Raw genomic sequence first — 15902 nt, forward strand, 5'->3', positions numbered from 1 at the left:
CAACCGAAGTCAACAATCCCGTTCGACTTGCATGTATTAGGCCTGCCGCTAGCGTTCATCCTGAGCCAGGATCAAACTCTCCATTGTAAAGTTTGTTTGTGTAACGAACTCTCGAAAGAATTTAGTTACACGATAGTATTCCAGTTCGAATTGAATCGAATTGTCAGAATCATTAATGCTGTCTTACACTACTTCAAAGAACGTTACAGGCAACTTACTCGCCCATTTGCCGAATCATTTTCGAATCCCTTTTTCGCCAATTTGGCGCAAACAGGATTGCAAATGTCGGATTAAAATCCCAAATATTCAAATGTAAAGGTGGAAAATTTCCCGGAAAACTTTACGCTACTTTTTACTTTTTGTGCCGGAAAACGTGCTTTTCCGGACTCCTTTCCGGCGCTCTTTCCGAATGGGAATGCAAACATAGACCTCTTTTACGATTTAGCCAAACTGGAACCCGTTTTTATTTGCCCCAGCACCCAAAAAACCTGAAAACCAGCACGATTATTTTACTTTAATTCCCTTGCACCTTTGGCCGTTTGTATACGGGAACCGTACTGCAGGCTTCTCCAAACATCAAGCTCTTCACGACCGGTAGCACCAATCGCACCAACTCACCGTAGGCATAGTCCGGTACGGGTAATTTGCTGCAACCCTTCACCACTACCGGCTTATCTCTCAATGCCTCCAGATCGAGCTGCCGTAGTGCCTTCGCCATTAAATGAATTTCCAGGTCTTTCAAATCACCAATCACTACCTCCCGGGCAGCCTCCCGAAGCCGAACTGCCACCAGCATCAATGCCCAGGTCGGTATAATGGCATCAACGGAACAATGTATCCCGACCATTTTGTCTGCATAAACCGACAAATCCAATTCCTTCACCTGCTGACGAAACTCTTTTTCCTTCACCACAAGGCCCTGAAAAAGCAAAGGCTCCAGATCAAAAAGTATCCGGTCCCCTTTTTCATAAAAGGATTCAAGATCAATGGTTACGATGGGGCTACTTGCCACCCTGTTTTTAATTTCACTCATGACAGCAATGGATTTTTCTTCGACTTAAGAACCATAAACTCCTTTAAGTAGTTCGGCTCAAAATAGGCAATGTCTGCCAACTCACCCCGCACAAATTTCTCGCCAGCAATCTCCCCTACCCACCGGGCACCATTTAAGTAGTCCCGAAAGACAGCCCGAGGGGATTCCAGGCATTTTCTGGCCTTTTCGTTGGCATTCCCCACAAAATAGACGGCCCCCTGTTCCAGGTACTCCCGAAAAGCGTTTTCGTCCAGTATTTCCGGACGCGTAGCCACCAGCGAATTTCCTTCGTGGTCCAGTACTTTGGCATACACTTCCATGCGCCTCGCGTCAATCATCGGAATCACAAAATCGCCCGGGTCCATTTCCGACATCACCTGTCTTGCCAACGCATCCAAACTATTCACCCCAATCAACGCGAGGTCGTGTGCATAGGCCAGCCCTTTCGCCGTGGAAACGCCAATCCGCAAGCCTGTATACGACCCGGGGCCCTCAGCCACTGCTATCGCATCCAGATCGCCCATCGCATAGCCGGAATGCTCCATCAAGCTCTTGATACAGGGCACCAATTTGCTCCCATGTACGGCTTCCTGATGCAATTCCAACAGTCCCACCAATCGGCCGCCTTCGTGAATCGCCACCGAACAAATAGCGATGGATGTTTCTATGGAAAGTATTTTACTCATCCTTTTCTTTGCATCGGGAACTGTCACCCGTTATCCCCAACTAACTGAATCCACCAACGTCTCAAAACAGATTAGCCACGGTTATCGCCAGGTAAAAAAAGGGTCAACTGCAATCCCCTATCCGGATTGCCTGAGGCCCGACCAATGATCTCTCCCCTTGCTATCTTCAAACAACTTAGCAGGGCTACTTCACGCATTATTCGCGCAATTTCGGCGATAGGATTTGCGCATAAAGCTCCGTATCCCCCAGTATTTCTACCGCTTTCGTTAATTCAGCATCTGTATCAAGGGATCCTTCAATGATCCCTTGCTGATAATAATACCTGGAGACTATTTCATCTTTGAGGGCATCTTTGATTTCCTCCTTGAATGTAATCAAGTCCTGCTCCTTGCTATGAGTTACCCGCTCCTTCAACGATGCCAGTTCGTCTCGAATTTCTTCAAAATATTTCTCCCGTTCGGCATACCTCTCCAAATCCTCGATGGTTTTTTCTACCCGGGTAACGTAATCGTACTCTTTGTCCTGAAGCCATTCCACAAATTCATGGTACAGCTCCTCGCTCACCTCAAATTCCCGCGCAGCGGGAATGGATTCACGACTTAGTGCAAATTCATTCGCAAACCTAAAAATCAGACTTCGGGTTACCAAACTGTAGGTAATCGGCGCGAAACTACGGGAATCTACTTCAACATCCGGTTCAATCCCCGCACCGTCAAAAACTGTTCGCCCATTTTTGGTTTTAAAGGCGATACGCAAGGAATCAGGCACTGACTTCCCATTCCCTTCTTCGTCCTTCAAGCTGTAATCGATAGCCTGAATACATCTCCCGGAGGGAATGTAATACTTTGCCGTGGTAAGTTTTACCTGCGAATTGTAGGAGAGTGGCACCGTGCTCTGCACCAATCCTTTGCCAAACGATTTCCTCCCGACCAGCACCGCCCGATCGTAATCCTGTAGTGCTCCCGCAACAATCTCGGCGGCAGAGGCACTTCGTTCATTGATCATCACCACCAATGGAATATCCTTGTCGATAGGGGATAATTCCGTAGCATAGGTTGCATTAACACTTTCCAGTTTGCCGATCGTTTTTACGACCTCTCGCCTTTTCGGAATAAAAATATTGACGATTTTTACCGCCTCTTTCAAAATCCCTCCCGGATTGTCACGTACATCAAGTATGAGTTTTGTGGCACCGTTTGCTTTAAGGGCTTGTACCGCCTGAATCACATCTGTAGACGCGTTGGTGGTAAAGTCGGAAAGCTTGATATAGCCCGTTTCCTCGTCAACCATCCCGTGATAGGGTACGTTGCTGATAACTATTTTCTTACGCGTAAGGTTAAACGTCAGCGTATCTTCTCCGCGTTTGACTTCAACTTCCACTTCGGTATTCGCTGGTCCCTTCAGTAAGGCCGAGATTTCTCCGGTGTTTTTGTCAACCACCTGCACGGTATCTACCCGAAGCAATTCATCGGCGACCCGAAGCCCGGCACGTTGCGCGGGAAAACCCTCGTAGGGCATCAAGATCATGTTGATCCCCAGTCTGTTGCCGATTACTGCGCCAACTCCACCGTATTCACCGGTAGTCATCATCCGAAAATCGTCCGAATCTTCTTCCGGAATGTATTCCGTATACGGGTCCAATTCAGCAAGCATCGCATTAATCCCCACCGTTACCAATTCGTCGGGATCGATCTCGTCGACATAATAGGAATCCAGTTCTCTAATAAGCGAAGCAAAAATATCCAGGTTCTTGGCAATACTAAAAAGCTTGTCATTTTTGGGATAAAAAGAAAACAAGGTGACGACCACTCCCGCCAGAAGGAAGGTGGCTAACAGGATTTTACTTCGTTTCACGTTATTCATTCGTAGGATTTTTTGCTTCCGGAATTTTATGCAGGATTTTTTTCAACTTTGGTTCTATCTCGCGATACCCCATCAAGTCCTGAGATACGTAAATCAACGCTATAAGTTTCTTTGGCACCCCTCTCTCCTCCAACACGTATTTATTCAGACGGTACGCCTCCTTCACCCTCCGCTTAATGTAGTTTCGGTCCACCGCCCGTCGAAGTTTCTTTTTCGAAACGGATACCAATAGCCGATGCGTGGCGTCATTGGGTTGATTCAAATAAATGACCTTAAACGGGTATAAAAAAAAAGAGGAACCTTTAGCAAAAAGTTCCTTTATTAACTTTTTGGAATGTAACCTTTCCCTTTTTGAAAATGTACAATCCGTCATGTAAAACAAACCGATCTATCCACTAAAGATAGCAAAAAAAGCATTATTTCTTCAGCGTCTTCTCGGAAGAAACCGATAATTTATGCCTGCCTTTTGCTCTTCTTGCCTTAAGTACTCTCCTGCCATTGGCAGTGGACATTCTTTCTCTGAAACCGTGCTTGTTTCTTCTTTTCCTGCGGGAAGGTTGAAATGTTCTTTTCATTATTGCTATCTTTAACTACGCGTTCGCTTATTTTAAAAGGACTGCAAAGATAGATAGGTTTTTTTTATTTACAAACGGGTGGCTTACTTTTGTTTAAGACCTAATCCATACAATGCATGAAATATACGCTTTCCGTCCCCATTCCAACCTCTCAGGTTGTGGAAATCTGTCTGGAAATCTACTGTGATACCAGGGAACTCCTGTCCCTGCAACTACCTTCCTGGCGACCCGGACGCTACGAAATAGCAAATTATGCACAATACCTGAAAAATCTTGTTGTTATCGGTCCCGACGGTGCGATTGCTACTGAAAAGCTGACCAAAGATCGGTGGGCATTTACCTCCACCTCTTCGGGTACCTACTGCGTTCGGTATGCATTTCACGCGGCCCAGCTGGATGCAGGAGGCAGTTGGGTGTCTCCGGATACCTTTTACATCAATTTTATAAACCTGGCATTTTCGGTTTCCGGTAGAGAAGATGAACCGATTGACTTGCAGGTCATCCTGCCGGAAACCTACCGTATTGGCTGTGCCCTTCAGCAGGTGGGCGGGCAATTGTTTCAGGCGGGCAACTACCAGGAGTTGGTGGACAGCCCATTGCTTGCTTCAGCGCAACTGGAACACCGCAGCTATCGGCTTGGTGGCAGCACCTTTCACCTCTGGGTGGAAGGAAAGGTTTGCTTCGATTGGGATGAAGTCCTGGATCATTTCGAGAGATTTACCCATAAGCAAGTGGAAGATTTTGGCGAGTTCCCGGCTAGCGACTACCACTTTCTACTCCTGCTGCTCCCCTTCCCCCATTACCATGGCGTCGAACACCGGTTTTCTACGGTCATTACCCTGGGGCCGGACAGCCTCCTCGGCAGCAGCACTGGGATGGATCGACTGATGGGCATCTGCTCCCACGAATTGTACCATTTTTGGAATGTCTGCCGTATTCGGCCCCGGGCGATAGCTCCCTATGATTTTTCCAGGGAAGCTTACCTGACGGAAGGATTGGTCGCCGAGGGAGTGACCACGTATATGGGTGATTTTTACCTGCTAAAATCCGGGTATTATTCCCCGCAGACGTACCTCTCCAAACTGGAAACGCTTTTCGATCGGGGATTTGAGACCCTGGGTTGGGAAAATCAATCCATTGCTGCCTCCAGCTTCGACCTTTGGCTAGACGGGTACAAGGCCGGGGTCCCGGATAAAAAAGTAAGCATCTATACCCACGGGGCACTACTCAGCCTGGCGCTGGACCTGATGCTGCTGATAAAGGGAACAGGCTTGCATCAGGCCATGAAAATCATGTGGACGAAATACGGCAAGCCCGAAGTTGGCTATGGCCTGGAAGATTACCTGGATGTGCTGTGCGAGCTGTCGGAAAACCCCGGACAGATGGAAGAATTTTTTAAAGAGTACGTGTGGGGCACCGGAAACCTGTTTCCCCTTTTGGAATCCCTATTGCCAACCATCGGAATAACCGTTCGGCCTGTAAAAAAAGAAAACCGCCTGGAGAGTGAATTCGGATTAAAAACGGCATCCGATGGCAAAATCATCCGAATCCATCCAAAGTCACCCGCTTTTCATCAGCTTATGCTTCAGGACCTGATTCTGTCGTACAAATTCACTGATAGCGGCCTACGCCTTTCCCTGCGGCGGTGGGGAGAAAAGAAAGAGGTCGTACTACCGCAATCGGGCCAGGCGTATTTCGTAAGCTACCGCATTCAAATCACCGAATCCTCTGAGCTATTCGAAACGTTTGTACGCCGCTAACGCCATCCGCAATAAACTAGGGAATTTCCCCATGCATAAAAAAAGGCTGTCGCGGATTGAGCGACAGCCTTTTTTATATAAACTCAGCACGGATGCTGGCAACTACTCAAACAAGGAATCATCCAGTTTTTGATTAATCTGTATATCGATCAATCGAGTCTCCAGCGGTACCGGTAACACCGCATTGGAAATGGCGACTTTCATGGGAAATAAAATACCTTCCACTTCCTGGTAATCACTGAAGGCTACATCCCCGGCGACCTCTGTCATCATTTTCAGCTTCAAGCCAGTCTTTACGCTAAAGAATTCCTCACTCTCCAGGCCCTCACCATTGGTAACGTGAAGGGTATAGGCCTCCTCTCCATCGATACGCGTATTTTCGCCCATTTTCATGGAAAATCCCATCTCCTCGTAATGCAACTCGGGAAATGCATAAATATTGGTCTTCAAGGTTTCGAGTTCCTCCGGACGTAGGGACTGAACCTGCCCCATGGCACTCATATAGCCCTCATTGTTCTTCACGACGGTTTTTTGAACGACATTTCCGTTCATCACTACCTGCTGCATTAGCCGCAAATTTACCACATCCCGAACCGTGCTCATTTCCACGGTCATGCCCTGTACTTCTGCCTCCATAACCAAAACCAAGGTCTTTATCTGTCTGATTCTTTCCGCACCGCCAATGGCCTCCACATAGGCGTCCAATACTTCCTTTGGCGTCTTTGCAGGAGGTGTGTGATCTTGGTAGGGTCTTGCTACCGAAAACAGAGAACCGAATAAACCGGCCGTGAGAAACAGAAAAATAGCTTTTTTCATGCAAACAGTCCGTGTACGTTAAAATCAATTGAAATCCTGATCGGACAAAGATACATTTATTTCGAGATTTTCCACCTTGGAATTCAACGGAACAGGGATCATCGGACTTTTCAACGTCATGCTCACCGGGATCCTTACGCCCTCAAATTCCTTGTAATCCGAATAGATAGTTTCTCCGGAAATCTGGTTTTCGCTTTTCAACTTAAGCCCACTGTCCATGCTGTAATAATTGATCACCTTACCACCAGTCGGATTACTTACCACCAGTTTGTAGGCGGCTTCCCCCTCAATATCCGTCGCTCCATCAAGTTCCAGGGTGTACCCCATCGTTTCGTAGTACAACTCAGGTATCAGCCACAGGGATGCCATTTTCACGTCCTCGTATTGCTCGTCAGTGAGGGTTTGCGATTGGCCCATGGCACTTACCGTGGCCGCCCCATCTTTTAGAATGGTCTTGGACGCTTCGTTGCCCATCATCAACACCTTTTGAACCATGCGCTGCTTTTCCATGTCGTGTAGGGCTGTCAGCGTCAACTTGGTTCCCTGCACCTCCGCAGACATTTCAATTTTCGCAGACTGAATTGCTGAAGCGGCCGCTTCCCCTCCTATCGCTTCCAGGTACTGATCCAGCACATCAGCCGCCGTAGTAGCGGCATCCGAAAGGTTGATTTCCTGCACCTTGTCTCCTTTATTGGAATACATTTCCACCGCTCCAAAACGGGCTAGACCTTCCTTAATCTCCGAACCATCTCCTACCACGGTGATGTAGAGATTTTCTGGCTTCATGTACTTGCGGGCCGCAGCGTTGATTTCCTCCACGGTGAGTGCTTCCAGTCGCTTCAGGTAGTTGCTGTAAAAATCGTCGGAAAGCCCGTAGCGGGCGGTATTGATTGCAAAGGTGGCGATCGTATTGGGGTTTTCCAGTGACCGGCCAAATCTCCCGCTCAAATTAGCTTTTGCTGTTTTCAATTCCTCCTCCGTGATTCCGTTTTCTGCAATGTTTCGAATCTCATATAGAATTTCGTACACGGACGAATCGGTCACGGCATTCCGCACAGAAGTATTTGCAGAAAACCGGGCGATCAGCTTATCCGATCCAAAACTGGACCGGGCGCCATAAGTGTATCCTTTGGTCTCCCGCAGATTTCCGTTTAGACGGGAATTAAATCCCTCTCCCAAAATAAAATTCAACACACGGGTAGCCTGGTAGTCCGGATTGGTCAAATCCATCTCTACCGGGTAAGCAACCTGAATGACCGACTGTACTGCAGAGGAGCGGTCATGCAGGGCTACTTTATTTTCCTCTGGAAGCCTGGGCTTCGCATAGTCAAATTCGGGCACCGACCCTTTTTCCCAGGAGGAAAAATAGGTTTCTGCGATTTTCTTCGCCTCCTTTTCCTCAATATCTCCCACCATGGCCAGGTAAGAAATATTCGGCTTAAAAAAGGTTCGGTAGTACTGACGAACGTCTTCCAAGCTCACATTCGCCACTGTTTCCTCCGTCATGGGCTCTCCATAGGGATGGTCCTTTCCATAAACTACCGCATTTGAGACCACACTGGCCAGGTAATCGGGGCTGTCTTTGGAGGAGGCCAACGAGGTGAGTGTCTGCTTTCTTAGTTTTTCGAGTTCCTCTTCAGGGAATACGGGGTTGTACAACACATCCGTCATCAACTCGAGAATTTTATCCTGATGCTTTTTTAGCGATGAGGCAGAGACCGAGGTGGAGCTTGCACTCAACGAGGCGCCGATAAAATCCACCGCTTCGTCCAGCTCATCCTTGGTTCGGGATTGCGTACCAGCCATCATCATGTCTCCGACAAAGCTGGTTAATCCCGCTTTATCCCCCTCAAAGAGCGGATCCCGATCCACTATCAGGTAAAAAGCAATCCGGGGCAATTTATCATTGGGTACCACAAAGACCTGCAGCCCATTGTCCAGCGTAAAGGTAGCCGGCTCCTCAAAGGCGATCGAAGGCGCAGGTCCGGGCTCAGGCAAAACCGACCGGTCAACTTGTGCAATAGCAACCCCGAAAAGTAAGAATGCAAAAAGAAATAGCGATGCGTTTTTCATGGTTTTGAGCGTTTAAGGATTATTTTTGGAAGGCTTCGGGCTGTTGGGACTTGGGCAGGTAGTACAAGACCACTCGTCCATCCAAGGTGAGGTACTCCCTGGCCACGCGTTGTATGTCTGCCCGACTGACCTCACGGTATTTTTCCAGTTCCCGATTGATGTAGTCGGTGTCCCCGTAAAACAATCGGGCCTCCGCCAGGTTTTGTGCGATGCCCTCAACGGTCGCATTTTTACTCACCAGATCATTTTCCAGGATGTTTTGAATCTTTTGAAAATCGTCTTCCGAAATGCCTTCTTCCTGAACCTGTCGAATCAGCCGATCGACCTCATTCTCCAGATCTTCAGGCTCCACCCCCATATTGGTAATCCCGTACATGATAAAGATGCCTCCATCTTCCAAATCCAGCGGAATGGCCGCAATAACCAAGGCCTTTTGCTGCTTGTCTACCAGCTCTTTGGTCATCAGGGAGGAATTTCCTCCGGTCAGGTAAGTGGATAGTATCTCCATGGCATAGGCATCCGGATGATTTTTAGGAGGGAGGTTATAGGCCTGAATGATGGCGGGGATCTGAATATTGTCGTAGATTACATCCCGAATTTCCTCCTCTTTGCGGGGTTCTTTGACATCCGGACGGTAAATATCTCCTTTGCCCATGGGGATTTCCGAAAAGTACTTTCGGACCCACTCCTCGGTCTGATCGTAATCGATATCACCTGCAATGGTAAGGATGGCATTGTTTGGCACATAGAAGTCTTTGTAAAATTGCATGAACTCTTCCAGACTCGCGGCATTCAGGTGATCCAGAGACCCGATGGGTGCCCATTGGTAGGGGTGTTTGGAGTAAGCCCTTGCCAGGGTTTCCGGCAGGATGGTTCCATAGGGCTGGTTATCATACCGCTGTCGTTTTTCTTCCTTTACCACCTCCCGCTGGGTTTCCAATCCCACTTCATCGATCTTTGCGTGCAACATGCGCTCACTCTCCAGGTAGAGCGCCAGTTCCAGGTAGTTGGACGGCATTAACTCGTAATAATACGTGATATCGTTACTTGTGAATGCATTCAACGCACCGCCGTTGCTTTCCACCAATTCGGTGTATTCTCCTCGTTCGATATTCTCCGATCCTTCGAAGAGCAAATGTTCAAAGAAGTGTGCAAAGCCGGTACGCTCGGGGTCTTCGTTTTTGGAACCTACATGGTAGAGAACCGACGTCACCACAATTGGCGTTTGGTTATCCCGATGCATGATTACATGCAGGCCATTTTCCAGGGAAAATTCCCGAAAATCAATCTTAGTTTGGCCTAGTGCCAAGGTCTGGGTTAGAAAAACACAGACCAACCAAATAGAAAACTTTTTCATAGGATAAGCGAGTATAATGGTTTCTGGTTGTTAACGATATTCACTATGTGCAACCTTCCCCAAAGAAAAAGGTTAAGGGTACGATCACCTGGTAAAAACAAGGGCATACATGAAGGCCCGATCTCAAGCCTTAATTCTTTCTATCAACGCTTTTGAGGCAGCAAGGTTTTTATCGTGCTGGGCTTCCAAAACGGTGAAAAAATCGGCCGATACGAGTTCGGGATTCCGAAGCAAAACACCAAAGTCGTGGATGGCCTTTTTCTCTTCCTCCAGGCAGTATTTTGCGATTTCCTTTTCATTATCGTGGTCCAGGGAGGTCTTGAAGTTTTTCCAGGAACGCTGAAAAAGATTCAAAAAACTACCCGCCTCTATCGGTTTGCCCTCTAGACGGTATATTTCTTCCACAAGCGCATCCCGCAATACCATCTTTTCTCTGGCCCGTTCGATAAAGAAATCCTTCAACGAACCTTCCGTTAGGTTTCGGGCGGCATCCTTATATCCCTTGATGCTGTCGTGGGCATGTTTTAATAGTTGGTTTAAGTAATTTATTAATTTTTGTTGAATCGCCATAGCTAGGTAAAATAACTAATAAACAGTAAATATACCAAAATGCGTTGGTCCTACCTATGCTGAGACGGATAAGCTGGTATACAGGTTTGATTTTACCCCTACATTCGATATCTTCACCACGGGTAAATGACTTCTTCTTTTGGCTTCAAAAAACATGAAAAAAAGCAAACACTACGCATGCCTACCCCTGCTGGGACTGGCTGTTTCTTTCCTAATCGCCGGATGTGCAGCAAAGGATGCCGCAATACCGGAAAGCAAAAACTGGTACAAGGGAAACCTACATACGCACTCGTATTGGAGTGATGGAGACGAATTCCCGGAAGTAATCATGCGTTGGTACAAAGAAAACGGGTACCAATTTGTCGCGCTTTCCGACCACAATATTTTTCAGGAAGGTGAAAAATGGGTCAATATCCGTCAGGATAGCATGTACCGAAATGCCTTTCAAAACTACCTGAAAGACTACGGGGATTCCTGGGTTAATTATGAAGAGAACGGCGACACCCTGCGCGTGAAGTTAAAAACCTTCGCCGAATACGCGCCACTTTATGAGGAAGCGGAACGCTTTTTACTGCTGCCCGCGGAAGAAATCTCGGCCGGATACGAAGGCAAACCCCTGCACCTAAATGCAACCAACCTGGACCAATTGATACAGCCCCGGGAAGGTGGAAGTGTGGTGGAAGTATTGCAAAACAACATCAATGCCGTCCTGGAACAACGAAAGGAATCCGGAAAGCCCATGATCGTACATATCAACCATCCGAATTTTCGATGGGCGATTACGCTGGAAGACATGATTCGGCTCAAAGGAGAGCGATTCTTTGAAGTTTATAACGGCCATCCAGCAGTAAATAACCTGGGGGATTCCACCCGTATTGGCTACGAAGAAATGTGGGATTTTATCAACATCGCCTACCTGGAAAAAGGGCAGCCCTTGCTGTTTGGTCTGGCCACCGACGATAGCCATAGCTACCACGAACAATCCTCCAAACTGGCCAATTCCGGTCGAGGCTGGGTAGTGGTGAAAGCAGGAGAGCTGACCGCAGGTGCACTGATTGAAGCCCTGGAAATGGGAGATTTCTACGCGTCTACCGGTGTAGAACTGGAGGAGGTCCATTTTGCGGATAACCAATTGGAGGTTCGGGCAAAACCCAAAGCGGGAGTAAGCTATACCCTGGAATTTATTGGCTGCAACACTGGAGAAAAGAAAACGCGTGTGCTGAAAACCGTCCGGGGTAATGCAGCCACATTCGAACTCGAAGAGGACCTGTTGTTTGTCCGATGCAAGATCACCTCTTCGGAAGCACAGGTAAATCCAGTGGAGAATATGCCTTACCAGTTAGCATGGACACAACCCGTACGTCCCTCCGATTCAGAAAACGAAAAGCCATAATTCTTAATCAGACGTAGCCCCTCATCCGGAAAACAAAAACACCTCGTTTGTAGTAAGTAATCAGGTAATGGCCCTGCAGGAACTTTCCGGGAAGAAAATACCTGCGTTAAACCTACGGAATTATGTCACAACAACTCAAAAATTCGATTAGTCTGCTTCTCTTTTTCCTGAGTTTTTCCCCGCTTTTTGCTCAAAATCAGAAAAAAATTAGCCTGGAAGACGTCTTTAAGGAAGCCGCGTTCCGCCCAAAAACCGTAGACGGTATCAACTGGATGAAGGACGGACGCTTTTACAGCGCCATGAAAACCGTGGATGGGTTTCCGGTAGTGGTGCAGGTAAATCTGGAGACAGGGGAAGAATCCCGGCGATTAATTGACGGAAGAAAATTGGGCATTGATTTTGATTTCTATGCATTCAATCCGGACGAAAGCATGGCTCTTTTGGCGTCGGAGGTAGAGTCCATTTACCGTAGGTCAAGCAAGGCCGTGTACCACCTGCTTAACCTGCAAACGGGTCAAACACGGCAACTTGAAAACGGAGAGAAAATCATGTATGCAAGTCTGTCTCCGGATAATTCCAAAGTGGCCTATGTAAAAGGAAACAACTTGTTCTACGAAGAATTGAGTAGCGGCATTCGGGTGCAGGTAACCGATGACGGAGAAACCAATGCCATCCGAAACGGTGCTGCCGACTGGGTGTACGAAGAGGAGTTTTCCATGGCCCAAGCCTATGAATGGTCGCCGGATGGAAGCAAATTGGCCTTTATTCGGTTTGATGAACGGGAAGTTGCTGAATTTTCCATGCAGCTGTGGGGAGACCTGTATCCGGAAAACTACCTGTTTAAATACCCCAAAGCAGGCGAAAAAAACGCCGAAGTGAGCGTTTTGGTTCACGACTTGAAACAGGGACGCACCCAGCCTATCGATACAGGCGAGGAAACGGATCAGTACCTTCCCCGCATGTATTGGGCCAGCGACAGCCAAACGCTGGCCATTGTGCGGCTTAACCGGCTTCAAAACCAAAAAGATATTCTTTTCGCTGACAGCAAAACAGGAACGACAAAGACCATACTAACGGAAACCTCGGAAACCTATGTGGACCTGAATTACAACGACCATTTTATATTCCTTCCCGAGGAAAACGGGTTTCTGACCACTTCCGAAAGAGACGGTTTCAAACACATCTACCGGTACGATCTGGAGGGAAACCAAATCCAGCAAATCACACAGGGAAATTGGGAAGTAACCCAGCTGGTCGGGGTGGACCTGGAGCAGAAAAAAGTATATTACCTTTCCACCGAAATCTCTCCACTTGAACGGCATTTTTTTTCCATTGACATGGAGGGGCGGGATAAAAAATTACTTACCCCCGAGTCCGGTACCCATGCCATACGCATGAGTCCGGACCATCGGTTTTTTGTGGATGCGTACAGTTCGGTAGCTGAACCGCTAAAAACCCGACTAATGGATGCCAAAGGCCGGTTACTCAAAACGCTCGAAGAAAACACCGAACTGCAGGAGCAGATGCAAACCTATGCTTACCGTCCGAAGACATTTTTCTCCTTTTCCATCCCAGACGGCACCGAATTAAACGGCTACTTGATTCAGCCTGCGCACTTTGATCCAGCAAAAAGATATCCGCTTTTACTCTACGTCTACGGAGGACCCGGTTCCCAAAATGTGGTGAATTCCTGGGGAGGAACCCGCGATTGGTGGCACCAACACCTGGCTGCTGAAGGGTATGTGGTGGCCTGTGTGGATAACCGAGGCACTGGTGGTCGGGGCAAGGCGTTTAAACACAGCACCTACGGCCAATTAGGTAAGCTGGAAACCCAGGATCAGCTAGCGGCCGCTACGTACCTGGCCTCCATGCCCTATATTGACAGCGAACGAATCGGTATTTGGGGATGGTCCTATGGGGGCTACATGTCTTCGTTAGCGCTCATGATCGGTCACGACGTCTTTAAAACCGCAATAGCCGTCGCCCCGGTGAGCAGCTGGAGGTATTACGATACCATTTATACCGAACGGTACCTACAGACGCCGCAACTCAATCCGGCAGGATACGACAATTACAGTCCAATCACGCATGTAAATAAACTTACAGGTAATTTTCTGCTCATTCATGGAACCGGCGATGACAACGTTCATTTTCAAAACTCCGTGGAGTTGCTTGATGCACTCATTTCCGCTGATAAGCAGGTGGACACCTTCTATTACCCTAATCGCAACCACGGCATTTATGGAGGGAATACCACCTGGCATCTGTACCGAATGATGACAAATTATGTCAAAAATAAGCTGTAAAGAATGGAATGTACCACAGCCTGTTTTTTGGTTTTCAGTGAAATAATGCTATATTCCCTACCAAAACCTGTCGTATGAAAGAAACTATCCACACCTCCCTGCAAACCCTGAGCCTAATCGCTGTTATCGGCCTCCTTGCCTGGTATTTCATTGGGAGCAGCGTTCCTACGCATACCCTTTTTACCTGGATGATTCTTTTACTGATTGTAACGGAAATCGCCAGCCTGATTTTGATAGGTGGCAGCTTTCCGGAAAGTTACACCTCCCTTAAAGTTGGCATCATAGCGGCCTTGTTTATTTTGCTAGGAATCAAAAACATGCTTCCTTCCTTTTTCATCCCGCTTACCATTACGCTTATGGCCTTGAATTTCCTTTACAATTTTTATACGAGTAGCAAAAGAAAAAAAGGCGGCTACAAACGCAGGCGAAAACCCCTGCGAAATTGAATTGGCAAAAAGGGCCTTTCATTCCATTGACCGTACCTGCCCCCACATTGCTTTTCACTATCCGGTGTTCGCTTCCATTCGATACCTGTTCGATAGTGGACGTAATTTCCGATCCAAAACCGTGATAATCCGTTTACATTAATCATTTTTTAAAAAATTCCGGTTGCTTTTTTTTACAAAACTTAGCCTGCTGGAAGGGACTTTTTTCTCAAAACCCGTCTCATTTTCAGACAACTCCTGCATCAAACGTCCGCTTTCGACACACTTTCCGCGGCAAGTGGTTGGCAAAAAGGTTTCACTCCAGTGTGGAAATTATCGTCGCAGGCGGGGGGCTCTTTTATTCGCATTTCGTGGTATGGCATTGGTAGCAAGAGAGGAAAACAGACTATCCATTAAATGCACAAAATCATGAAAACATTCGCAACTCTCGTACTCACCCTCGGCCTGGTCGTTGGAAGTATGGCCTCGGAAAAAAGCCTGATGGAAATCGCCTCAATAGAACAAGAAGGGCAGCGATTTACGCTTCGATTGGCAGCTGCCATAGGTCCCCTGACCGTTTCGATCTACGATCCCAATGGAAAATTGATCGCAAAAGACCGCTATCAGGTTGATTGCCCACTAACGATTCCCTACAACTTGACGGAGGTCCCCGAAGGAACGTATGACGTGGAGATCAAAACCGGCGAGGAATCCGTGCGCTACGGGGTGGCTAGCAAAAAACCCGCACCACGGCGCCCGATGGCCTACGCCAAGGTTTTGGATGAAAAGACCTTTTCCCTAAAAATGTTGGGCGTAAAAAAACCCGGAACCCGGATCACCATCTACGACCAAAACCACAAACGAATTGCCTCGGACACCATTGAAGAAACCGGCGGATTTTCGAAAAAGTACCACCTGAAATTTATGAAAGTGGAGGACATTTACCTCCGCGTACAGGATGCAAACGGTCGTGCTTCCTACCTCTACCTGGACTAAAATCATTACAAGCTGAAACTGGATTGACCTGGCCGGACTGCCAATGCG

General features: G+C 47.6%; 14 protein-coding genes and 1 rRNA gene. 5 read left to right on the forward strand and 10 right to left on the reverse strand.

Going from position 1 to position 15902, the window contains the following annotated elements:
* The 6 genes from GCU44_RS20035 to rpmH all read right to left on the reverse strand — a co-directional run.
* A 16S ribosomal RNA gene (locus GCU44_RS20035) occupies nucleotides 1–87 on the reverse strand; the annotation flags it as partial.
* A 427-nt stretch (nucleotides 88–514) separates the two neighbouring features.
* Nucleotides 515–1033, reverse strand: coding sequence for a DUF2480 family protein (locus tag GCU44_RS20040; protein ID WP_154859053.1), 519 nt, complete (start codon nucleotides 1031–1033; stop codon nucleotides 515–517).
* The gene (gene tsaB / locus GCU44_RS20045; protein WP_154859055.1) at nucleotides 1030–1719 is read right to left on the reverse strand and encodes a tRNA (adenosine(37)-N6)-threonylcarbamoyltransferase complex dimerization subunit type 1 TsaB; all 690 of its coding nucleotides are present in this window, start codon (nucleotides 1717–1719) and stop codon (nucleotides 1030–1032) included. Before tsaB ends, GCU44_RS20040 begins: the two co-directional genes overlap by 4 nt.
* A gap of 196 nt (nucleotides 1720–1915) precedes the next feature.
* Nucleotides 1916–3583: a S41 family peptidase gene (locus GCU44_RS20050; RefSeq protein ID WP_154859057.1), complete on the reverse strand. Its 1668-nt coding sequence runs from the start codon at nucleotides 3581–3583 to the stop codon at nucleotides 1916–1918.
* Nucleotides 3576–3956, reverse strand: coding sequence for a ribonuclease P protein component (gene rnpA / locus GCU44_RS20055; protein WP_154859059.1), 381 nt, complete (start codon nucleotides 3954–3956; stop codon nucleotides 3576–3578). The genes GCU44_RS20050 and rnpA overlap by 8 nt, the downstream gene beginning before the upstream one ends.
* A 43-nt stretch (nucleotides 3957–3999) precedes the next feature.
* Nucleotides 4000–4158, reverse strand: coding sequence for a 50S ribosomal protein L34 (gene rpmH / locus GCU44_RS20060; RefSeq protein ID WP_092170336.1), 159 nt, complete (start codon nucleotides 4156–4158; stop codon nucleotides 4000–4002).
* 116 nt (nucleotides 4159–4274) lie between these two features.
* Between rpmH and GCU44_RS20065 the strand changes: the two genes are divergently transcribed.
* Nucleotides 4275–5918, forward strand: coding sequence for a M61 family metallopeptidase (locus tag GCU44_RS20065; protein ID WP_154859061.1), 1644 nt, complete (start codon nucleotides 4275–4277; stop codon nucleotides 5916–5918).
* Between the two features lie 102 nt (nucleotides 5919–6020).
* On the opposite strand, the gene GCU44_RS20070 is transcribed toward GCU44_RS20065, so the two are convergent.
* The 4 genes from GCU44_RS20070 to GCU44_RS20085 form a co-directional block, all read right to left on the reverse strand.
* The gene (locus tag GCU44_RS20070; RefSeq protein WP_154859063.1) at nucleotides 6021–6734 is read right to left on the reverse strand and encodes a peptidase, M16 family protein; all 714 of its coding nucleotides are present in this window, start codon (nucleotides 6732–6734) and stop codon (nucleotides 6021–6023) included.
* A 24-nt stretch (nucleotides 6735–6758) separates the two neighbouring features.
* Nucleotides 6759–8807 carry a M16 family metallopeptidase gene (locus GCU44_RS20075; protein WP_154859065.1) on the reverse strand — a complete coding sequence of 683 codons (2049 nt, stop codon included), beginning with the start codon at nucleotides 8805–8807 and terminating at the stop codon, nucleotides 6759–6761.
* A 19-nt stretch (nucleotides 8808–8826) separates the two neighbouring features.
* Entirely contained in the window at nucleotides 8827–10164 is a 1338-nt protein-coding gene (locus GCU44_RS20080; protein ID WP_092170345.1) for a M16 family metallopeptidase, read from the reverse strand.
* 123 nt (nucleotides 10165–10287) lie between these two features.
* Nucleotides 10288–10734 carry a PA2169 family four-helix-bundle protein gene (locus GCU44_RS20085; RefSeq protein WP_154859067.1) on the reverse strand — a complete coding sequence of 149 codons (447 nt, stop codon included), beginning with the start codon at nucleotides 10732–10734 and terminating at the stop codon, nucleotides 10288–10290.
* Nucleotides 10735–10888: 154 nt separating this feature from the next.
* Here GCU44_RS20085 and GCU44_RS20090 point away from each other — a divergent pair, with 154 nt between their 5' ends.
* From GCU44_RS20090 to GCU44_RS20105, 4 genes are all read left to right on the forward strand, one after another.
* A complete protein-coding gene (locus tag GCU44_RS20090; RefSeq protein ID WP_154859069.1) occupies nucleotides 10889–12127 on the forward strand; it encodes a CehA/McbA family metallohydrolase domain-containing protein in 1239 nt (412 codons plus the stop codon).
* Between the two features lie 122 nt (nucleotides 12128–12249).
* Complete coding sequence (locus tag GCU44_RS20095; protein ID WP_154859071.1) at nucleotides 12250–14433, forward strand: S9 family peptidase; 2184 nt, start codon at nucleotides 12250–12252, stop codon at nucleotides 14431–14433.
* Between the two features lie 74 nt (nucleotides 14434–14507).
* A complete protein-coding gene (locus GCU44_RS20100; protein WP_154859073.1) occupies nucleotides 14508–14879 on the forward strand; it encodes a hypothetical protein in 372 nt (123 codons plus the stop codon).
* Between the two features lie 408 nt (nucleotides 14880–15287).
* Nucleotides 15288–15854 carry a hypothetical protein gene (locus GCU44_RS20105; protein ID WP_154859075.1) on the forward strand — a complete coding sequence of 189 codons (567 nt, stop codon included), beginning with the start codon at nucleotides 15288–15290 and terminating at the stop codon, nucleotides 15852–15854.
* The last annotated feature ends 48 nt before the right edge of the window (nucleotides 15855–15902 follow it).

Origin of the sequence: Cyclobacterium xiamenense (assembly GCF_009467825.1) — a bacterium.
In the GTDB taxonomy this organism is placed as follows: Bacteria; Bacteroidota; Bacteroidia; order Cytophagales; family Cyclobacteriaceae; genus Cyclobacterium; species Cyclobacterium xiamenense.

What these genes read in the sequence shown, in the direction of transcription:
- GCU44_RS20040 (WP_154859053.1), bottom strand. Translation starts at nt 1,033, where the DNA reads ATGAGTGAAATTAAAAACAGGGTGGCAAGTAGCCCCATCGTAACCATT.
- GCU44_RS20050 (WP_154859057.1), bottom strand. Translation starts at nt 3,583, where the DNA reads ATGAATAACGTGAAACGAAGTAAAATCCTGTTAGCCACCTTCCTTCTG.
- GCU44_RS20070 (WP_154859063.1), bottom strand. Translation starts at nt 6,734, where the DNA reads ATGAAAAAAGCTATTTTTCTGTTTCTCACGGCCGGTTTATTCGGTTCT.
- GCU44_RS20085 (WP_154859067.1), bottom strand. Translation starts at nt 10,734, where the DNA reads ATGGCGATTCAACAAAAATTAATAAATTACTTAAACCAACTATTAAAA.
- tsaB (WP_154859055.1), bottom strand. Translation starts at nt 1,719, where the DNA reads ATGAGTAAAATACTTTCCATAGAAACATCCATCGCTATTTGTTCGGTG.
- GCU44_RS20075 (WP_154859065.1), bottom strand. Translation starts at nt 8,807, where the DNA reads ATGAAAAACGCATCGCTATTTCTTTTTGCATTCTTACTTTTCGGGGTT.
- rpmH (WP_092170336.1), bottom strand. Translation starts at nt 4,158, where the DNA reads ATGAAAAGAACATTTCAACCTTCCCGCAGGAAAAGAAGAAACAAGCAC.
- rnpA (WP_154859059.1), bottom strand. Translation starts at nt 3,956, where the DNA reads ATGACGGATTGTACATTTTCAAAAAGGGAAAGGTTACATTCCAAAAAG.
- GCU44_RS20065 (WP_154859061.1), top strand. Translation starts at nt 4,275, where the DNA reads ATGAAATATACGCTTTCCGTCCCCATTCCAACCTCTCAGGTTGTGGAA.
- GCU44_RS20105 (WP_154859075.1), top strand. Translation starts at nt 15,288, where the DNA reads ATGAAAACATTCGCAACTCTCGTACTCACCCTCGGCCTGGTCGTTGGA.
- GCU44_RS20095 (WP_154859071.1), top strand. Translation starts at nt 12,250, where the DNA reads ATGTCACAACAACTCAAAAATTCGATTAGTCTGCTTCTCTTTTTCCTG.
- GCU44_RS20090 (WP_154859069.1), top strand. Translation starts at nt 10,889, where the DNA reads ATGAAAAAAAGCAAACACTACGCATGCCTACCCCTGCTGGGACTGGCT.
- GCU44_RS20080 (WP_092170345.1), bottom strand. Translation starts at nt 10,164, where the DNA reads ATGAAAAAGTTTTCTATTTGGTTGGTCTGTGTTTTTCTAACCCAGACC.
- GCU44_RS20100 (WP_154859073.1), top strand. Translation starts at nt 14,508, where the DNA reads ATGAAAGAAACTATCCACACCTCCCTGCAAACCCTGAGCCTAATCGCT.